We start from the raw sequence: 17,530 nt of genomic DNA on the forward strand, positions 1-17,530 counted from the left end.
GGTGACCGACAGCGACGCGGCGGGCCGGCTGGTGCGGCCGTTCGCCCTGACCGGCGGACGGACGCGGCCCAGCCGTGCCGACTTCACCCTCATCACGACGGTGACCGCGGTGGACCCGCCACCGGAGCGGGCCCGGCGCCCGCAACCCGAGCAGAGCCGCATCCTGCGCCGGTGCGTCCGCCCGGTCGCCGTGGCGGAACTGGCCGCGCTGCTGGACCTGCCGGTCAGCGTGGTCGTCATCATGCTCTGCGATCTGCTGGAGGCGGGCCTGATCACCGCGCATCCCCCGCGCCCGGTCTCGCCCCGCAGCCCGGATCTGGACCTGTTGCAGAAAGTGAGGGAAGGCCTTGGCCGGCTCTGAGACGCGCATCCGCGAGACCGCTGAGACTCCCGCTCCGCCCGACACCGTCAAGATTCTGATCGCCGGGGGCTTCGGCGTCGGCAAAACCACGATGGTCGGCTCGGTCAGCGAGATCAAACCGCTGCGCACCGAGGAACCGCTCACCGTCGCCGGGCTGGGCGTCGACGACCTCGCCGGGATCGAGCAGAAGCGGGCCACCACCGTGGCCATGGACTTCGGCCGGATCACCATCAGCGACGAACTGGTGCTCTACCTGTTCGGCACCCCGGGCCAGCAGCGGTTCTGGTTCATGTGGAACGACCTCGCGGTGGGCGCCCTGGGCGCGGTCGTCCTGATCGACGTCCGCCGCCCCGAGTCGAGCTTCGCCGCGGTGGACTTCTTCGAGCGCCGGCGCATCCCCTTCGTCGTCGCCGTGAACGGCTTCGACGGCCGGCACCCCTACCCCGCGGAGGACATCAGGGAGTCCCTCGCGCTGCCGGAGCACGTCCCGGTGGTCCTGTGCGACGCACGCCGCCGCGACTCCTCCCGGGACGTCCTGATCGCCCTCATGGACCTGCTGATCGCCGCGGCGGTCGACGACTAGGGCCTGTCCGGGGGTTCAGGCAGGCTGCAGGGACCGGTGCCGATCGGCCCAGTTGAGCGGCGTCTGGTGCGGCGAGCCGCAAGGCAGAGGAGGGCGACGCGACGGGGCCCCTCCCGCGCGAGGTCGTTCGAGCGTGAGGGAGCCGGCGACCGACGAGATCGCCGCGGATCGGCGTGCCGGACCCCGTGACGCCGACGAAATCCGCCGAACAGACCCCGGCAGACCCGGTGGCCGGGCCGTCGGGCCCGGCCACCGGTGCACGGCGAGGGGCCGCGGCCCGGCGAGAGGGTGTCAGCCCAGGCCGTTCGTCTTCAGCCAGGCCTTCGCCACGTCCAGCGGGTCCTTGTTCTCCAGCTGGACCTGGAGGTCCATGGCGAGGAGTCCCTGCGTATCCAGCTTGGCGGAGACCGCGTTCAGCGCGGCCACGCCGTCCTTGCTGAGACCGGACTTGTATACGAGCGGGGTGACGTTGGCGAAGCCGAAGAGGTTCTTCGGGTCCTTCAGGACGACGAACTTCTCCTTGGTGATGGTCGGGTCGGTCGTGAAGATGTCCGCGGCCTGCACGGTGTTCTTCTTCAGCGCCGCCTGCGTCAGCGCACCGCCCGCGTCGAGCGCCTTGAAGGACTTGAACTTCAGGCCGTACTCCGACTCGAGGCCGAGCAGACCCTGCTGCCGGGTCTGGAACTCGGGCGAGCCGCCGATGACCAGTTCCCCGGCGATGCTCTTGAGGTCGGCGAGCGTGGACTCGTCGGTCAGGTTGTACTTCTTCGCGGTCGCCGCGTTGACCGTGACCGAGTCCTTGTCCTCCGCCGGCGCCGAGTCGAGTACCGTCAGCTTGGGGTCGAGCTTGGCCTTGACCGCGGTGTTCACGGCCTCGGTCGACTCCTGCGCGGCGTCCTTGTCCAGGTAGGCCAGCAGCGAGCCGTTGTACTCGGGCAGGACGGTGATCGAGCCGTTCTTCAGCAGGCCGTACGTGGTCTCGCGGCTGCCGATGTTGGGCTTGTAGCTGACCTTGATGCCCTTGGCCTTGAGGGCCTCGCCGTAGATGTCGGCGAGCAGGGTGCTCTCGGCGAAGTTGTTGGCGCCGACGACGACGGTGTCGCCGCTGCCGGCACCCGCGCTGTCCTCGTTGAGAGGGTCGGAGGACTTGTCGGAAGAACCGCATCCCGCCAGCAGGACCGTGGCGGCGGCCAGCGCGACGGCGGCCAGGCCGGGGTTCTTCCTGAGGGACCTGCGGTGTACGGCGGTAACAGTCACGATTCCCGTTCCGGACTCTGGGGGACTCAAGGGGATTCAGGGAGCTTGCGGTGAAGCCCTCGGCCTCGGGGGAAGCCTTTGGACTGATCCAATCCAGCCTGTTCTCGCCCAGTCAAGACCGACCTGGTCACAATTGGCCTCCATCTCCATCCGGTTGTGAAGGAAAGGCGAAACCGGCGCGCGGGGCGCCGAGAGGTTGTAACGGATTCTTGACTCGGGGTGGCGGGAAGCGCTGTCCGAAGAGGCTGTAGTCTCGCCGAAGTTGGCGCCGGTCACACAGGCGTGCAGGAGCCACTCAGGTATCCCTATGCACTGTCCCGTTGCGATCAGAATCGGTCACGCGCTTTCCTCGCGCGTCGGCCGGGACATCCACGAAGGAGGGCTGGTGTCCACGAACGAGGTGGACGCGTCCACCCGGTCGGCACCGCCGCCGAGCCGGGGCAGGACACGCGACGACCGGGGCCTGCGGGACTTCGCCGAGCGCTGGCCGTTCCGGCGCAAGCTCAACATCCTGGTGGGCGTGCCGCTCGCGGTGGTCGCCGCGCTGCTGGCCTATCTCTTCGCCGACCAGATCGGCCAGTCCCAGGACGCCGCCAAGGCAGCCCAGTTGGTGCGGGACAGCGCCCAGGTGGCCAAGCTGGTGGGCCAGTTGGAGGCCGAGCACCAGCAGGCCGTCCTGCTCTCGGTGCGCCACCAGTCCAACCGGCCCGGCGACACCCCCTCGCAGACCGCCTACCGCGAGGCCCAGATCCGCGTGGACAACCAGGTCGAGCAGGTCCGCAGGACCTTCGGGGGCCGGCTGCCCGACGAGGAGGCCGAGGCGCTGCGCGAGGTCGACGGCCTGGAGGACCTGCGCAACACCATCGAGAAGGCGTACCTGCCCGCCGACAACATCGACCCGGCCTACAGCGACGCGGCCAAGGGTCTGATCGACGGACTCGGGCTGGACCGCAACCCGGCGCTCGCGGCCACCTTCACCGGCAACCTCCTCGACTCGCTGCTGCGCGCCGACGCCGCGCACGGCTCGTTCGAGACCGGTGTCTTCTCCGCGACCACCGGCGACTCCAACGCCCTGATCGAGCTGATCGGCGCCATCGGGTCCTACGACGAGTACACCCACCAGGTCGAGCGGTTCGGCCGGTTCGCCTCCCCGGAGCAGACCGAGGCACTCGGCGACATCGAGCACAACAGCGCCCAGGCGACGATCGCCCAGCAGTACGCGGAGCTCCAGATCGACCCCGGGTCGCTCCAGGCGGAGAGCCCGGCCGAGATCAAGGCCGCCTTCCAGACCGCGCTCGACTCCTACCCGGACTACCGCACCCAGGCCCGGACCCGGCTGAAGACCACCACCTCGCTGATCGACCAGATCGCCGACCGCGCCGACACCGCCTCCCGGGACGCCCGCACCAACGCGTTCTGGCTGCTCGGCTCGGCCCTGCTCGGCTTCGTGCTCTGGCTGGCCTTCTCGGTCGCCGTACGGCGCTCGGTGGTGCGGCCGGTGCAGGCGCTGACCGGTGCCGCCCGGCAGGTCGCCGAGGTGGCGGGCCGGGAGCTGGCGCGGGTCGCCGACGACGACACCGAGGACACCGGGACACCCCGGCTCCAGGAGATGCCGGTCACCGCGAAGGACGAGATCGGTGACCTCGCCGACGTGTTCAACCAGGTGCAGACGACCGCGGTCGCGCTGCTCGAACGCCAGGTCCTCAGCCGGCGCAACGTCGCCGAGATGTTCGGCAACGTGGGCCGCCGGGTCAGCAACCTGACCACCCGGCAGCTGGCGCTGATCGACGCGGTCGAGCGCGGTGAGACCGACCCGGCGCTGCTGGAACGCCTCTACAGCATCGACCACATCGCGGTGCGCCTGCGCCGCAACGCCGACAGCCTGATGCTGCTCGCGGGCATCCGCGAGACCGTCCTGGACTCGGGTCCGCTCGCCCTGACCAACGTCGTCCGGGTCGCGCTCGGCCAGATCGAGGGCTTCCAGCGGGTCTCCCTCCAGGCCGGCACGGAGGTCATGGTCGAGCCGGACATCATCGGCGACCTCACGCTGATGGTGGCCGAACTCGTGGAGAACGCGGTGTCGTTCTCCCCCGCGGGCAGCCCGGTCGAGGTGATCGTCAAGGACAGCCACGAGGGTGCGCTGGTGGTGATCTCCGACCACGGTCTCGGCATGAGCGCCGAGCGCCTGGCGGAGGAGAACGCCCGTCTCATCCGCCGTGAACGGCTCGACCTGGTCCCGACGAAGGTCCTCGGCCTCTTCGTCGTCGGCACGCTGGCGCGCCGCTGGGAGGTCGGCGTCACCCTGTCCCGCACCCCCGGCGGGGGTGTGACGGCCGAGGTGACGATCCCGTCCTCCCTCCTGCTGACGATGAGCCCGCTGGCGGTGGCCGCCGCCGGTACCGCGGCGACCGCGGACACCGGTGCGCTGTCGGACACGGCGGCCGACACCCGTACGGCAGCCGCGGCGGACGTGCACACCGGTGCGCTGTCCGGCACGGTCGCGGATTCCCGTACGGCGGCCGCGGCGGACGCCGTCCCGGTGCCGAACTCCCTTGCTGTGCGCGCCGATTCAGGTGCGGAAGGCGCTTCACCCGCGCCGAGCACTGCTCTCACCCCCCGCACTGCCCTCATGTCGACCGGTGCCGCCGCCCCGACCGGCCGGGGACCGGCGAACGCCCCGGTCGACGGCGAGCCCGGGCCGCTCCCGCGCAGGGTCCCGCACCGGGACGGGGTCTCGAACGCCCCGGACCCGGCACCGGCGGCCGATGCCTCCGGCACCCCCTCCTCCACCCACCCGTACGTCCCCAAGGCCCGCGCCGGAGCGCCGGCGGTGCCCGCCGAGGCCTCCGGTACGGCGGACGACTCCGCCGGCGCCCGTCCGCTGCGTCGCCGCGTCCGCGGGGCCACCCTGCGGACCACCCTCGGCGCCGACGTCGTACCGAAGACCGCCGCTCCCCGGCCCGCCGACGCGAAGGCGGTACGCGACGAGCTCGACGAGTTCGAGGCGGCCGTGGAGCGCGCCCACCGGGACACCGGCAGCCACACCAGACCGGTACCGAGCCACACCGTGGAAACCCACCCGACCGCGTCCAACCCCCCGCACGAACAGAACCACTCCACGGAAGGAGCGGAGCAGTGAGCACGTCCACAGGTGGCACCCCGACCGGAGGCACCCCGACGGCAGGCACCACGCCGGCCGAGCTTCAGGCCGCCGCGGCCGACTTCACCTGGCTGCTGAACCGTTTCGCGACGGAGACCGCGGGTGTCGTCGACGCCATCGCGGTGTCCTCGGACGGCCTCCTCATAGCCGTCTCGGAGCTGCGTGAGCACGCGGACTCCGAACGCCTCGCCGCGATCGTCTCCGGCATCACGAGCCTGGCCGCCGGCGCCTCCGGCAACTACGGTCTCGGCGGCCTGAACAAGGTCATCATCGACCTGGAGGGCGGCCATGTCCTGGTCTCCGCGATCGGCAGCGGCGCCGTGCTCGGTGTCGTCACCGACAAGGAGGCCAAGCTCGGCAACATCGCCTACGAGATGACGCTGTTCGCCAACCGTGCCGGTGCCGCGCTCAGCCCCCAGCTCGTGCTGGAGCTGAAGAACAGCGTCGGCGCGACGTCGAAGCGCTGACCGAGGAGGAAGCGCAGTCATGGCGGACGGCAGCACGCCTCCGGACCCGGAGCCCGGCGGTCCCGTGCCCGCCGTACGGCCGTTCCTCGTCACCGCCGGCCGGGTGGCACCCGATCCGTCCGGCCGGACGATGCCCGTGGAGACCCAGGTGGTGGCCACCGCCGAGGGTCTCGCCGTGCTCGACCGGCTGTCCTTCGAACAGCACGACATCGTGGCCGCGTGCCGGATCCCGCAGTCCATCGCGGAGATCGCGGCCCGGCTGCGGCTGCATCTGAACGTGGTGCGGATCCTCGCCGAGGACCTGCGCACGGCAGGGCAGCTGACAGTGCACGTGCCCGACTCCGACGTCACCCACGACGCGTCCGTCCTGCGCAGGCTGATCGACGGCCTGCGCGCCATCCCCGACTCCCGAGGGGTTCTCCGTGACACCGACTGAACCGGCCTTCCGGCCCTCGGCCGCGGCCTCCGCCGCCGTACGACCGCCGCTGCCGGTCAAGATGGTGATCGCGGGCGGCTTCGGGGTGGGCAAGACCACCGCGGTCGGCTCCATCTCCGAGATCGAGCCGCTGACCACCGAGGCCGCCATCACCGAGGTCGCCGCGGGCGTGGACGACCTCAGCCACACCCCGCGCAAGACGACGACCACGGTCGCGATGGACTTCGGCTGCATCACCGTCGACCCGACGCTGAAGCTGTACCTGTTCGGCACGCCCGGTCAGGAGCGCTTCGGGTTCATGTGGGACGACATCGTCGAGGGCGCGGTGGGCGGCCTGGTCATCGTCGACACCCGGCGCCTCGACGACTGCTACGCCGCGGTCGACTACTTCGAGCACAAGCAGATCCCGTTCGCGGTCGCCGTCAACGCCTTCGACGGCAAGGTCGAGCACACCCTGGACGAGGTCCGCTGGGCCCTCGACGTCAACGACCGCGTCCCGGTACTGGTCTTCGACGCGAGGGAACGGGGCTCGGTGCGGGACGCGTTGCTGGTCGTCCTGGAACAGGCCCTGGCCCGTACCGGGGAGTGAGGCCGAGGACCGGGGCAAGTCCCCCGGTCCCCCGCCTAGTTGCTCCTGAGCACTCCGCGGGAAACCGTCAGCCGGGTGATCCCCCAGAACACCGCCAGCGTGACCAGCGCCAGCGCAGCGACCAGCGTCGCCCCGCCCACGACCTTCTCGTAGTTGCGCTGGTACAGCCCGTCCACGATGTACCGTCCGAGCCCGCCCAGCGAGACGTACGCGGCGATCGTGGCCGTGGAGACGATCTGGATGGCCGCGGAGCGCAGCCCGCCGAGGATCAGCGGGAGGGCGACCGGGAGTTCGACCCGGAAGAGGACCTCCACCTCGTGCATGCCCATGCCCCGCGCCGCGTCCACCGGCGCGGGGTCCACCGACCGCATCGCCTCGTAGGTGGTGACGAGGATCGGCGGCACGGCGAGCACCACCAGCGGGATCATCACGTTGATCAGCCCGAACCCGAGCATCAGCGTCATCAGCACCAGCAGACCGAAGGTGGGCAGGGCCCGCCCGGCGACGGCGATGAAGGCCAGCGCGTTGCCGCCCCGCCCGTAGTGCCCGGTGACGAGCCCCACCGGCAGCCCGATCAGGGCGGCGATGGCGAGCGCCTGGAGGGTGTACTGGACGTGCTCCCCGAGCCGGGTGGGAATGCCGTCGTAGCCCTGCCAGTGGGCGCCGTCGCTGAAGAACGCGTTGACGAAGTTGAGGACGTTCACCGGGCGGCGACCTCCGGTTCGGGCCGCTGCGCGCGGCGCGCCCGCGCGCCGCTCGGCATCCACGGCGTCAGGAGCAGGCGTACGACGACCAGCAGCCCGTCGGCGAGGATCGCGAGGACCGCCATGGTGAGGACGGCGTTCACGGCGAGCTCGGGCCGGTTGTAGATGTTGGCGTCGTTGATGAGGTTGCCGAGCGCGCCCTGGTTGCCGATGAGGGCGCCGACGCTGACCAGCGAGATGCTCGACACGGTCGCCACCCGCAGCCCCGCGATGATGGCGGGCACCGCGATGGGCAGCTGGACCTGGAGGTAGCGGCGTACGGGTCCGAAGCCCATGGCGGTCGCGGCGGCGAGGGTCTCCTGGGGCACCGAGCGGACGCCGTCGACGATCGCCGGGACCAGGATGACGAGGGTGTAGACGGTGAGCGGGATCATCACCGTGAGCTCGGTCTGGCCGGTGTAGTCGATGAGGACGACGAAGAAGGCCAGTGAGGGGATGGCGTACAGCACGGTCGTCACCCACAGCACCGGCGGGTACAGCCACCGGAAGCGCACGCACAGCTGGGACAGCGGCAGGGCGATCACCAGTCCGGCGAGGACCGGCAGCAGGGCCTCCCTGAGGTGCAGGCCGATCAGCCCGAGCCAGCTGTGCTGGAGGTCGCTGGGGATGTCGAAGAAGCCGTTCACCGCACGGCCTCGGAGTCGGTACGGCCCTCCGCGTGCGCCCCGCGGATGGCCTCGCCGATGGCCTGCTGGGAGACGACTCCGGCCACCCGGCCCTCGGCGTCGACGCCGACCGCCCACCCGGTGGGCGAGAGCACCGCGCAGTCCAGCGCGGCCCGCAGGGAGTCCGTACCGGCGACGAACGGCCGCCCGTAGGGCAGCAGTCGGGCGGTGTCGACGCTCCCGGCGGTCAGGTCACGCGGCTCGCTCCAGCCGAGGGGGCGGCCGTCCACGTCGGTGACGAGGAGGTAGGGGGCCTCGTCGGTGGTGCGGGCGGCGATCTGCTCGGCGCTTGCGTCGACCGCGACGACCGGGCCGGTGTGCAGCAGCAGTCCGGCCGAGCCGAAGAAGGAGAGCCGGCGGATGCCCCGGTCGGCGCCGAGGAAGTCCTCGACGAACGCGTCGGCCGGGTTCGACAGGAGTTCGGCGGGCGATGCGTACTGGGCGAGCTTGCCGCCGGTGCGCAGCACGGCGACCATCGTGCCGATCTTGACGGCCTCGTCGATGTCATGGGTGACGAAGACGATGGTCTTGCCCAACTCGTCCTGGATGCGCAGGAGTTCGTCCTGGAGGCCCTTGCGCACGATGGGGTCGACGGCCGAGAACGGCTCGTCCATCAGGAGGACCGGCGGGTCGGCGGCGAGGGCGCGGGCCACCCCGACGCGCTGCTGCTGGCCGCCGGACAGCTGGTAGGGGTACCGCTTGGCGAGCGAGCCGTCCAGCCCGACCCGCTCCATCAACTCCCGTGCCCGGGCACGTGCCTTGTCCTTGCCCCAGCCCAGCATCCGGGGCACGGTGGCGATGTTGTCGACGATCGTGCGGTGCTGGAAGAGGCCGGCGTTCTGGATGACGTACCCCATGGACCGGCGCAGCGTGTTGACCGGCTGCTGACGGCTGTCCTTGCCGTCGATCAGGATGGTGCCCTCGCTGGGCTCGACCATCCGGTTGATCATCCGCAGGGTCGTCGTCTTGCCGCAGCCCGAGGGACCGACGAGGACGGTGATCGAGCGGTCGGGTATCTCCAACGAGAGCCGGTCGACCGCCACCGTGCCGTCCGGGTACCGCTTGGTGACTGAATCTATCCGTATCAAGGCGCCGAATACCCTTCGGGTCTGGCCGGGTTTGACCACTTCCGGCCACTCGAAAGGCCGTCCGGCAGAGTCTAGACGCCCAGTGTTTCAGCACCGCGCGGCGACCCGTTAAGCCGCCTTCGCCTCGGCCGTCGGGAAGCCGGGGGTCCGCAGCACGCGGCGCTCCGCGTCCACCGCGAACACCTCGCAGCCGGGCAGGGCGGCGGCCCAGTCGACGCCCTCGGGGCCCAGGGCGAAGGCCGCGGTGGCGACCGAGTCGGCCTCGGTGAGCGTGGCGGCCACGACCGTCAGGCTGAGCAGGCCGGTCGCCGGGCGGCCGGTGCGGGCGTCGTGGATGTGGTCGCCGCGTTCGTAGCACGCGGAGGTCGCGACCGCCCCGTCGGTGAGCGACAGCACCGTGCACAGCTGGTCGGCGTGCTCGGGGTGCCGTACGCCCACCCGCCAGGGGCCGCCGGCGGTGACCACGTCACCGCCGGCGTTCAGGACGAAGCGGGAAGCGCCGGCCTGCTTCAGGAGTTCCGCCGCCCGCTGCACCGACCAGCCCTTGACCACCGCGCAGGGGTCGAGACGGCGACCGGGGGGCCGTACGTCGAAGGCTCCCCCGGTCGCGCGACGGTAGTGCTCGCACAGGTCGAGGATCTCGCGCAGATCAGCGCTCAGCGCGTCCTCGGACAGCTCGGCGCGGTCGTACCGCGACACCTCGCTGTCCTCCTTGAACGGACTGAACCGTGCGTCGGCCTCGCGCAGCCACGCGAAGACCGCGTCCGCGGCCGACTCGGGGACGTGCTCGTCGTCGACCCGGAGCGAGACGGGGAAGCCCATGACGTGTTCGACGCGGTGCAGCATGGTCGGTTTCTCAGCCCTTCGCGTCGATCGCCGCCTGGAGGGACTCCTTGTAGCCCTCACTGGTGATGGTCGCACCGGAGACGGTGTCGATGTCCGCGCTCTGCGCCTCAAGGGTCTCCGCGACCAGCTTCGGCACCGCGGCCGTCGTCTGCGGATGGTTCGGCTGCTGGAGCATCTTCACGGCGCTGATCTTGTCGCCCTCGAAGGTCACCTGGACCTGGACGGTGCCCTTCTCGGTGTCCACCGCCGTGCCGTCGACGGTCTTGGAGGCCGCCTGGGTCGGGGACGCCGAAGCCTTCGCGGCCGTCTTCGCGTTCTCGTCGATCGTGGCCTGGAGGGACTTCTTGTACGCCTCGCTCGTGATCGTCGCGCCCGAGACGGTGTCGATGTCCGCGCTCTGCGCCTCAAGGGTCTCCGCAATCAGCTTCGGCACCGCGGCCTCGGTCTGCGGGTGGTCCGGCTGCTGGAGCATCTTGACGGCGGTGATCTTCGTGCCGTCGAAGGTCACCTGGAGCTGGACCGGGCCCTTCTCGGTGGTGATCGTCGAGCTCGTGACGACGTTGCCGCCGGAGGAGCCCGCGGACCCGGAGGACGTCGAGGACGGCGCCGGGGTGGTGGCCTGGACGGTGGAGGAGCCGGCCGAGGGCTGGTACAGCCACACGGGCACCAGGCCCGCGATGCTCAGGACGACGACGGGTATGGCTCGTTTCACGGTCTCTTCCTCATCCCGCCAGGCTGAAGCGCTCGAAGTGGGTCTGCGCCCTGGGCACGTTCAGCTCCCGCAGGCTGCCCAGCACGGCGTTCATCATCGGGGGCGGCCCGCACAGGAAGACGTCCCGCTCGGCGATGTCCGGCACGAGCCGGGCCAGTTCGCCCGCCGCCAGCTTGTCGGGCACCGGCGGCCCGGTGACCAGGTGGAGTTCGGCGCCCTTGGCGAGCGCGAGGTCGCGCAGCTCGTCGTAGAGGACGGCGTCCCGGTCGGAGCCGACCCGGTAGATCACGACGGCGTGGCCCTGGATCTCCTCCAGGAGGGCCCGGATCGGGGTGACGCCGACCCCGCCGGCGATGAACACGGACTCCGGCCGGGTGCGGTGCAGGGCGGTGAACGCGCCGTAGGGGCCCTCGGCGAAGACGCGGGTGCCGACCTTGACGTGCCTGAGGGCCGCACTGCCCTCGCCGGCCGCCTTGGCGGTCAGCCGCAGCGTCCTGCCGTCGGGGGCGGCGGACAGGGAGAAGGGGTTGGCCTGCCACCAGCGGTCGGCGGTCAGGAACCGCCACAGGAAGAACTGGCCCGCGCGGGCGGGCAGTTGGTGGAGGTCCTTGCCGCTGATGTAGATCGAGACGACGTTGTCGCTCTCCGGGACCACGGCGGTGACCCGGAACTGGTGGCGCCAGTTGCGCCACAGCGGGAGCACCGCGCGGCCGAGGACCACCGAGCCGAGCGCGACGCCCCAGACCCCGTACCAGTACCCGGTGGCGACCGGGGAGGAGGTGAAGGTGGTGCCGACGGCGACCTGGTGGGTGAAGGCCAGCACCACGGCGACGTAGGTGTACAGGTGGATGAAGTGCCAGGTCTCGTAGGCCAGTCGGCGCCGCGCGAAGCGGGCGGAGACGGCGCCGATCACGAGGATCAGGAGGAACGCGACGAGCGCGCGGAGCACGCCCTCGGTGGTCTCGGCCAGGTCGAGGATCTCGCCGATCGGGCCCACGTCGGTGCCCTCGGCGTAGCCGAAGGCGATGAGGACGACGTGTGCGAGGAGCGTCCACAGCAGCGCGAAGCCGGTCCACCGGTGCCAGGACGTCAGCCGGTCCATGCCGATGCGGCGGTCGAGCCAGGGCAGCCGGGCCACCAGGACCAGCTGGAAGGCCATGACGAGCGCGGCGTACAGGCCGGTCAGACGGCCGAGCACGATGAGCGCGTTGGAGGCGAAGCCGGCCTGGGCGAAGAAGAACGCGACCACGGCCGCGTTGGCGGCCAGCACGGCGTAGAGACCGGTGCGGGCCACCACCCGGGGCCGTTGTATCGCCGTGGGGGGCGAGGGGGGCGATTGGACGGTCGTCACGGACGAGCTCCTTGATCGGGGCCTGGGTGTCGAGCTTCTCCGGGGGGAGCTGTCGTTTTGCTGTCGTACAACTTTCAAGAGCTTATCGATGTGGTCCGGGAGCCCACCCCGTGCCCGCTTTCCGGCCGTGTTGCAGCACTATGAGCGGGTGGAAAAAGTACGACTCCTCGTCGTGGACGACGACCCGCCGATCGCCGATCTCGTCGCGACCGTCGCCCGCTACGAGGGCTGGGAGGCGGTCACCGCGAACTCCGGCGAGGAGGCGCTCGCCCGTGCGGCGGAGTTCCGTCCGGACATCGTGGTGCTCGACCTGATGCTCCCGGACATCGACGGCTTCGGTGTCCTGGACCGGCTGCGGCGCTCGGGCACGATGGTGCCGGTGGTGTTCCTCACCGCGCGGGACGCGGTCGCCGACCGGGTGGCCGGACTGACCCGGGGCGGCGACGACTACCTGGTCAAGCCGTTCGCCGTGGAGGAGCTGATGGCCCGGCTGCGGACCGTGCTGCGGCGCAGCGCCGGACCCGGCTTCCAGCGCTCGGTGCTCCGGGTCGCGGACCTCACGATGGACGAGGACACCCGCGAGGTGCGCCGCGGCGACAAGCTGGTCACGCTCACCCCGACCGAGTACGAGGTGCTGCGCTACCTGATGCGCAAGTCGCCGACCGTGCTCACCAAGGCGCAGATCCTCGACCACGTGTGGGAGTACGGCTTCGGCGGCCGCTCCAACGTCGTCGAGCTGGTCGTCAGCCGGCTGCGCCGCAAGCTGGACGAGCCCGACGACGGCAGGGCGCCGCTGATCCACACCGTGCGGGGCTTCGGGTACGTCATCCGGCAGGCGGCGGAATGATCCGGCGGCTGCGTTCCGCCTACCGCCGGATGCGCTTGGGGACCCGGCTCGCGCTGGGCCTCGGGGCGCTGGCCCTGCTGGTGTTCGGCGTGGTCGGCACGGCCCTGACGACCTATATGCGGGACTACCTGTCGAACCAGCTCGACGACCAGTTGGGGCTGGCCCAGGTCGCCCAGTCCAGGAGCATCGCGGAGAACGGCACACTCGCGGGCAAGAAGTACTGGGGCTGGTACTACGCGGTGTACGACGTGTCGCACGGCTCCCCCGTGCTCCGCAGGCCCGAGGAGCCGGGCGACCTCCCCGAGGACGTCACCGGCCTCACCGCCGTGGCCAAGGCGCAGATCTCCGCGCACACCGAGGTGCTGCGCACCGAGGACATCCCGGGCGTGGGCGAGTACCGGCTGCGCAGTTGCGAGGTCACACCCGGCGTGATCCTGGTCAGCGGGGCCCCGACGGGCGAGATCGACGACACGGTACGGCGGCTGATCACGGTCCAGGTGATCGCGTTCGGGCTCGCCCTGCTGGCGCTCGTCGTGGTCGGCCGCAAGGTCCTGCGGCGCGGCCTGAAGCCACTGAGCGACATGGCGCACACCGCGCACGGCATCGCCTCGCACGACCTGTCCGAGACGGCGGCCCGGCTGCCGTTGCGCGCCGACAAGCGGGGCGGCGGTCCGGAGGTCGAGGAACTGCGCACCGCCTTCAACACCATGCTGGAGCACATCGACGACTCGCTCGCGGTCCGCGCGGAGGCCGAGCAGCGGCTGCGCCGGTTCGTCGCGGACGCCTCGCACGAACTGCGCACGCCGCTGATGTCCGTCCGGGGCTACGCGGACCTCTTCCAGTACGCCGCCGCGAACGCGCCCGAGGAGCGGGACAAGCACCTGGCCCGGCTGCGCGCCGAGGCGGCCCGCATGGGCTTCCTCCTGGACGACCTGCTGCTGCTCGCCCGCCTCGACGCGGCGGAGGTGGAGACCCCGCTCCGCCCGGCCGAGGTGGACCTGGTGGAACTGGTCGAGCACGCGGCCGACGCGTTCCGGGCGAGTCACCCGGACCATCCGCTGACGGTGGTGCCGGGACCGCAGGCCCTGAAGCTGCGGCTCGATCCGCAGCGGGTCCGCCAGGTCCTCGACAACCTCCTCACCAACGCGGCCGTGCACACCCCGCCGGGCACCGAGGTGTCGGTCGGGGTGCTGGTGCGGGACGGGAGCGCGCGGGTACGGATCGCGGACGCGGGCCCCGGTGTCCCGGCCGCCGACCAGGAGCGGGTCTTCGACCGCTTCTACCGGGTCGACAAGGCCCGCAGCCGGGACCGGGGCGGCAGCGGCCTCGGCCTCGCGGTGGCGAGCTCCCTGATCCGGGCGCACGGCGGCACGATCACCCTGGAGAGCGAGCCGGGCTCGACCGTGTTCACGGTGTCGCTCCCGCTGACGCTCGGCTGAGGAACGGCGAACACGTCACCGACGCCTCGCCGGTCGGCCGGCGAGGCGTCGGGCGAGTGACCGGATCAGCAGGTGGCCACCCCGGGCAGCCAGTCCGGGCCCTTGATGTAGATGACGGTCATCCACGAGCCGTCGGTGAGCTTGGCCCAGGCGTCGTTGGTGTAGCCCTCGGCCGTGACGGTCTGGGCGTGCCGCTGGCAGACCACGTTGACCGTGGTCGGCTGTGCGAAGTAGTCGACCACACCGGCGTTGACGTTGGGCTCGCTGTGGGTGCGCACCCCGGTGCCCCAGGTCTGGAACGCCTTGCTGCCACCGGACGGCGGCGGGGTGCTGCTGCCGCCGCAGTCCGGGATGCCGGGCAGCCAGGCCGGGCCCTTGATGTAGATGTTGGTGACCCAGGAACCGTCGGCGAGCTTGGCCCAGGCGTCGTTGGTGTAGCCCTCGGCGGTGACGGTCTCGGCGTGCTGCTGGCACTGCACGGACACCTGCGTCGGCCCGGGGAAGGTGTCGACGACGTCGGAGCCCACGCTCGGCGAGCGGTGCGTGCGCACGCCGGTGCCCCAGGTCTCGAAGACCGTGCCACCGTTCGCGGGCGGCGGGATCGGGGTGCCGGAGCCGTTGATCCGGACCGCGCCCGCGTAGTCGCCGCCGGTGCGCACCGAGGTGACCCGGATGTGGGTGCCGGACTCGTAGGCCTCGACCATCTGGCCGTTGCCCAGGTACATGGCCACGTGGTGGATGTGCCCGCTGCCCCAGAACATCAGGTCGCCCGGCAGCAGCGGGGCGGTGCCCTGCCCGGCGGAGAACCGGGCGGCGGCCTGCGAGGTGTGGAACTGGTCGTCGGCGGTGCCGTTGAGCAGGTCCTTGCCGGTGGCCCGGTAGTAGGCGTAGCGCATCAGGCCCGAGCAGTCGAAGCCCTTGCGTTCGCCGTCGTGGAGGCTGTCCGGGTCGGAGCCGTCGTAGTAGCCGTAGCTGGCGCCGGGGGTGGCCGCGTGGCCGCCGCCCCAGCTGTACCAGACGCCGATCTGCGAACAGGCCGCGTCGACGGCGGCCTGCGCGGTGGCCGAGGCGCCGGGCGCGAGGACGCCGCAACTCGCGTCCGCGGTGGCCTGGGCCGCGTGGGCCGGGGCGGAGAAGAAGGCGGTGAGGGCCAGGGCCGAGGCGCCCAGGATCGCGCCGCTGGTCCGGCGGCGCGTGCTGATGGTCTGCAAGGAACTCTTCCTTCGTCGAGGGACGCCGAGATGACGTCGAGGTGCTCGCGGTGTGCGAGGGGGCGGGCGCCGACGGGATGCCGGTCGGGACACCGGGTGACGCCCGAGGTCAGACCCGGGAGGCGCACCCCACCCCCGTGGGGGTGTGCCTCCCGGATCAGTTGTGGAGCGCGGCGCGCATCTTGGCGAGGCCCCGCAGCCGGTTGCGCTGGACCGTGCCGCGGTGGGCACCGAGCCGCTCCCCGGCCGTGTCGTGGGTGAGCCCCTCCAGATCGACGAGGATGACCGCGGCGGCCTCCTTCTCGGAGAGCATGCCGAGCAGCGCGAGGGCCGTGGCGGAGGCCTCGTAGGAGGCGAGCCCGCCGTCCCAGCCGGATTCCGGCAGTTCGTCGGTGGTGCGCTCGCGCCGGGAGGGGTGCTGCCAGGAGTCGCGCAGCAGGTTGAGGGCAACGGCGCAGGTGTAGGCGTACGGGTGCTGCTGTCGTGTCAGGTTCTGGGCGCGGGCTCGTCGGGAGAGCCGCAGATAGGTCTCCTGGAGCAGGTCGTCGGCGTCGTGCGGGTTTCCCGTCAGCGCGAGCAGCCGTCGGCGCAGCCGCGGCATGTCGGCCGTGAAGGAGGCGTCGAAGTCCTTCGGGCTCATCCCGTGGTCGGCCTCACGCGTCGGTGGCGGACAGCTGGTGTGACTGTGGTCCACTCGTTCCCCCTAGCGATGATTCTTCGTGCGGGGATCACGCAGGTCAGGTGATCCCGTGCGGTGTCCTTCGGGTGCTGTCCCGCTCCGGTGGTCAGGCCGGGGGGCGGGGCGGGTCGGCGGGGCCGTAGCGGGCGGCCGGCACCCGGCGCAGCAGCGCCCAGTAGCGGTCGCCGTACGACCAGTGCCACCACTCGGTGGGGTAGTTGACGAATCCGGTCGCGCCGAGCACGCGGCCGAGCAGGGCCCGGTTCGCACGCGCCTCGGCGCTGATGCCGGGTGCGTGGGTGCGGCAGGTGCCGCCGCTCTCCTCCGGGGTGGCGTTGACCTCGGTGCCGAGCGGCAGTTCCCGGCCCGTGCGGTCGCACAGGGTCAGGTCCACCGCGCCGCCGCTGACGTGCGGGGCGACCTCCGGCGGTGAGATGTACGCGCTCGCCAGCTCACGGATCCGTTCGGGACCCGCGTCCGGGAGGTCCTTGCGCAGGGTGGCCGCGTACTGCTCGAAGTAGCGGCGCTGGAGGTCCGGCGGCCGGTACCCCTCGACCACCAGCAGCCGGATCCCCGCGGGCAGCAGCCGCTGCGCCCGCACGAGCCGCTCCAGCGCTCCGGCTCGCAGATGCGCGTAGCTGCCGTCGGCGTCGGCCTGCCGGTCGTCGAGCAGCAACTGCCCGCCGACCCGCAGATCGACGAGGGGCTCACCGCATTCGTCCGGCCGGACGGCGGCGACCCGGGGGTCGGCAAGCGTGATGATGTCGGTCACGGGAACAGAGTCGCGGGAGGCTCTGCAATTGCTCTGCAGAACGCCTGCAAGCACATGTCCAGGGGCCTTGCAGCGCCCCGTCAGGGGCGCGGGGAACGGCGCGACAAGCCACAACGAACCTGCGCCCGCCCGACAACCCGACGCGGCACGCCTTTAGAGGGCGTTTTCTTCCGTTGTTTCATCCCGGATTGCCGGATTAGGGCGGTTCATGTGCCGCGCCAGCTCGGGGTGGATTCGGCGGTGAGGCGACGGGTCATGAGGTTGATCATCGCGAGGTGAACCATGGCTTCGGAGCGGTGGGCG

Annotated in this window: 18 protein-coding genes and 1 pseudogene; 8 read left to right on the top strand and 11 right to left on the bottom strand. The window is 71.4% G+C overall.

Features of this window, described 5'->3' with window-relative positions; all coding sequences use genetic code 11:
* The first annotated feature begins 1 nt into the window (after position 1).
* Positions 2-361, top strand: a complete 360-nt coding sequence (locus tag AQJ54_RS17145) for a DUF742 domain-containing protein (protein WP_062238263.1) — start codon at positions 2-4, stop codon at positions 359-361.
* On the top strand, positions 348-944 hold the full coding sequence (locus tag AQJ54_RS17150; RefSeq protein WP_062021895.1) for a GTP-binding protein: 597 nt from the start codon (positions 348-350) through the stop codon (positions 942-944). The genes AQJ54_RS17145 and AQJ54_RS17150 overlap by 14 nt, the downstream gene beginning before the upstream one ends.
* A gap of 291 nt (positions 945-1,235) precedes the next feature.
* Here the strand turns inward: AQJ54_RS17150 and AQJ54_RS17155 are convergent, their stop codons facing one another.
* The gene (locus AQJ54_RS17155; RefSeq protein WP_062021897.1) at positions 1,236-2,201 is read right to left on the bottom strand and encodes an ABC transporter substrate-binding protein; all 966 of its coding nucleotides are present in this window, start codon (positions 2,199-2,201) and stop codon (positions 1,236-1,238) included.
* Positions 2,202-2,586: 385 nt separating this feature from the next.
* On the opposite strand from AQJ54_RS17155, the gene AQJ54_RS17160 reads away from it, so the two are divergent.
* Genes AQJ54_RS17160 through AQJ54_RS17175 form a run of 4 tightly spaced genes read left to right on the top strand, consistent with a single transcriptional unit; the run spans position 2,587 to position 6,853 of the window.
* Positions 2,587-5,340, top strand: coding sequence for a sensor histidine kinase (locus tag AQJ54_RS17160; protein WP_062238265.1), 2,754 nt, complete (start codon positions 2,587-2,589; stop codon positions 5,338-5,340).
* A complete protein-coding gene (locus AQJ54_RS17165) occupies positions 5,337-5,828 on the top strand; it encodes a roadblock/LC7 domain-containing protein (RefSeq protein WP_020133717.1) in 492 nt (163 codons plus the stop codon). Before AQJ54_RS17160 ends, AQJ54_RS17165 begins: the two co-directional genes overlap by 4 nt.
* Positions 5,829-5,847: 19 nt before the next feature.
* Positions 5,848-6,264 (top strand): DUF742 domain-containing protein, encoded by a 417-nt coding sequence (locus tag AQJ54_RS17170; protein WP_020133718.1) that lies wholly within the window; start codon positions 5,848-5,850, stop codon positions 6,262-6,264.
* Positions 6,251-6,853, top strand: a complete 603-nt coding sequence (locus tag AQJ54_RS17175) for a GTP-binding protein (RefSeq protein WP_062021903.1) — start codon at positions 6,251-6,253, stop codon at positions 6,851-6,853. Before AQJ54_RS17170 ends, AQJ54_RS17175 begins: the two co-directional genes overlap by 14 nt.
* A 35-nt stretch (positions 6,854-6,888) precedes the next feature.
* Here the strand turns inward: AQJ54_RS17175 and AQJ54_RS17180 are convergent, their stop codons facing one another.
* From AQJ54_RS17180 to AQJ54_RS17205, 6 genes are all read right to left on the bottom strand, one after another.
* Entirely contained in the window at positions 6,889-7,557 is a 669-nt protein-coding gene (locus AQJ54_RS17180) for an ABC transporter permease (protein WP_062021906.1), read from the bottom strand.
* A complete protein-coding gene (locus tag AQJ54_RS17185) occupies positions 7,554-8,243 on the bottom strand; it encodes an ABC transporter permease (RefSeq protein WP_020133721.1) in 690 nt (229 codons plus the stop codon). The genes AQJ54_RS17180 and AQJ54_RS17185 overlap by 4 nt, the downstream gene beginning before the upstream one ends.
* Positions 8,240-9,370 (bottom strand): ABC transporter ATP-binding protein, encoded by a 1,131-nt coding sequence (locus AQJ54_RS17190; protein ID WP_079069880.1) that lies wholly within the window; start codon positions 9,368-9,370, stop codon positions 8,240-8,242. Before AQJ54_RS17190 ends, AQJ54_RS17185 begins: the two co-directional genes overlap by 4 nt.
* A 108-nt stretch (positions 9,371-9,478) precedes the next feature.
* Positions 9,479-10,216, bottom strand: a complete 738-nt coding sequence (locus tag AQJ54_RS17195; protein WP_062238270.1) for an FAD:protein FMN transferase — start codon at positions 10,214-10,216, stop codon at positions 9,479-9,481.
* Between the two features lie 10 nt (positions 10,217-10,226).
* Positions 10,227-10,928, bottom strand: coding sequence for an FMN-binding protein (locus AQJ54_RS17200; RefSeq protein ID WP_062238272.1), 702 nt, complete (start codon positions 10,926-10,928; stop codon positions 10,227-10,229).
* A gap of 10 nt (positions 10,929-10,938) precedes the next feature.
* Positions 10,939-12,279 (bottom strand): ferredoxin reductase family protein, encoded by a 1,341-nt coding sequence (locus tag AQJ54_RS17205; protein WP_079069881.1) that lies wholly within the window; start codon positions 12,277-12,279, stop codon positions 10,939-10,941.
* A 172-nt stretch (positions 12,280-12,451) separates the two neighbouring features.
* On the opposite strand from AQJ54_RS17205, the gene AQJ54_RS17210 reads away from it, so the two are divergent.
* Together AQJ54_RS17210 and AQJ54_RS17215 are read left to right on the top strand one after the other, a co-directional pair.
* Positions 12,452-13,126, top strand: a complete 675-nt coding sequence (locus AQJ54_RS17210; RefSeq protein WP_062021925.1) for a response regulator transcription factor — start codon at positions 12,452-12,454, stop codon at positions 13,124-13,126.
* Positions 13,123-14,565, top strand: a complete 1,443-nt coding sequence (locus AQJ54_RS17215) for a sensor histidine kinase (protein ID WP_062238275.1) — start codon at positions 13,123-13,125, stop codon at positions 14,563-14,565. Before AQJ54_RS17210 ends, AQJ54_RS17215 begins: the two co-directional genes overlap by 4 nt.
* A 65-nt stretch (positions 14,566-14,630) precedes the next feature.
* Here AQJ54_RS17215 and AQJ54_RS17220 read toward each other — a convergent pair whose 3' ends face one another.
* The 4 genes and pseudogenes from AQJ54_RS17220 to AQJ54_RS46720 all read right to left on the bottom strand — a co-directional run.
* The gene (locus AQJ54_RS17220; RefSeq protein WP_062238277.1) at positions 14,631-15,776 is read right to left on the bottom strand and encodes a C40 family peptidase; all 1,146 of its coding nucleotides are present in this window, start codon (positions 15,774-15,776) and stop codon (positions 14,631-14,633) included.
* 157 nt (positions 15,777-15,933) lie between these two features.
* A complete protein-coding gene (locus AQJ54_RS17225; protein WP_243659539.1) occupies positions 15,934-16,416 on the bottom strand; it encodes an RNA polymerase sigma factor in 483 nt (160 codons plus the stop codon).
* Between the two features lie 145 nt (positions 16,417-16,561).
* Entirely contained in the window at positions 16,562-17,227 is a 666-nt protein-coding gene (locus AQJ54_RS17230; RefSeq protein ID WP_062021935.1) for a M15 family metallopeptidase, read from the bottom strand.
* A gap of 206 nt (positions 17,228-17,433) precedes the next feature.
* A pseudogene (locus AQJ54_RS46720) lies at positions 17,434-17,530 on the bottom strand (IS5 family transposase); the annotation flags it as partial.

The sequence above is a fragment of the Streptomyces griseorubiginosus genome (assembly GCF_001514195.1).
In the GTDB taxonomy this organism is placed as follows: domain Bacteria; phylum Actinomycetota; class Actinomycetes; order Streptomycetales; family Streptomycetaceae; genus Streptomyces; species Streptomyces griseorubiginosus.

Coding starts and splice junctions, on each gene's coding strand:
- AQJ54_RS17170 (WP_020133718.1), top strand. CDS start 5,848: ATGGCGGACGGCAGCACGCCTCCGGACCCGGAGCCCGGCGGTCCCGTG.
- AQJ54_RS17195 (WP_062238270.1), bottom strand. CDS start 10,216: ATGCTGCACCGCGTCGAACACGTCATGGGCTTCCCCGTCTCGCTCCGG.
- AQJ54_RS17215 (WP_062238275.1), top strand. CDS start 13,123: ATGATCCGGCGGCTGCGTTCCGCCTACCGCCGGATGCGCTTGGGGACC.
- AQJ54_RS17225 (WP_243659539.1), bottom strand. CDS start 16,416: ATGAGCCCGAAGGACTTCGACGCCTCCTTCACGGCCGACATGCCGCGG.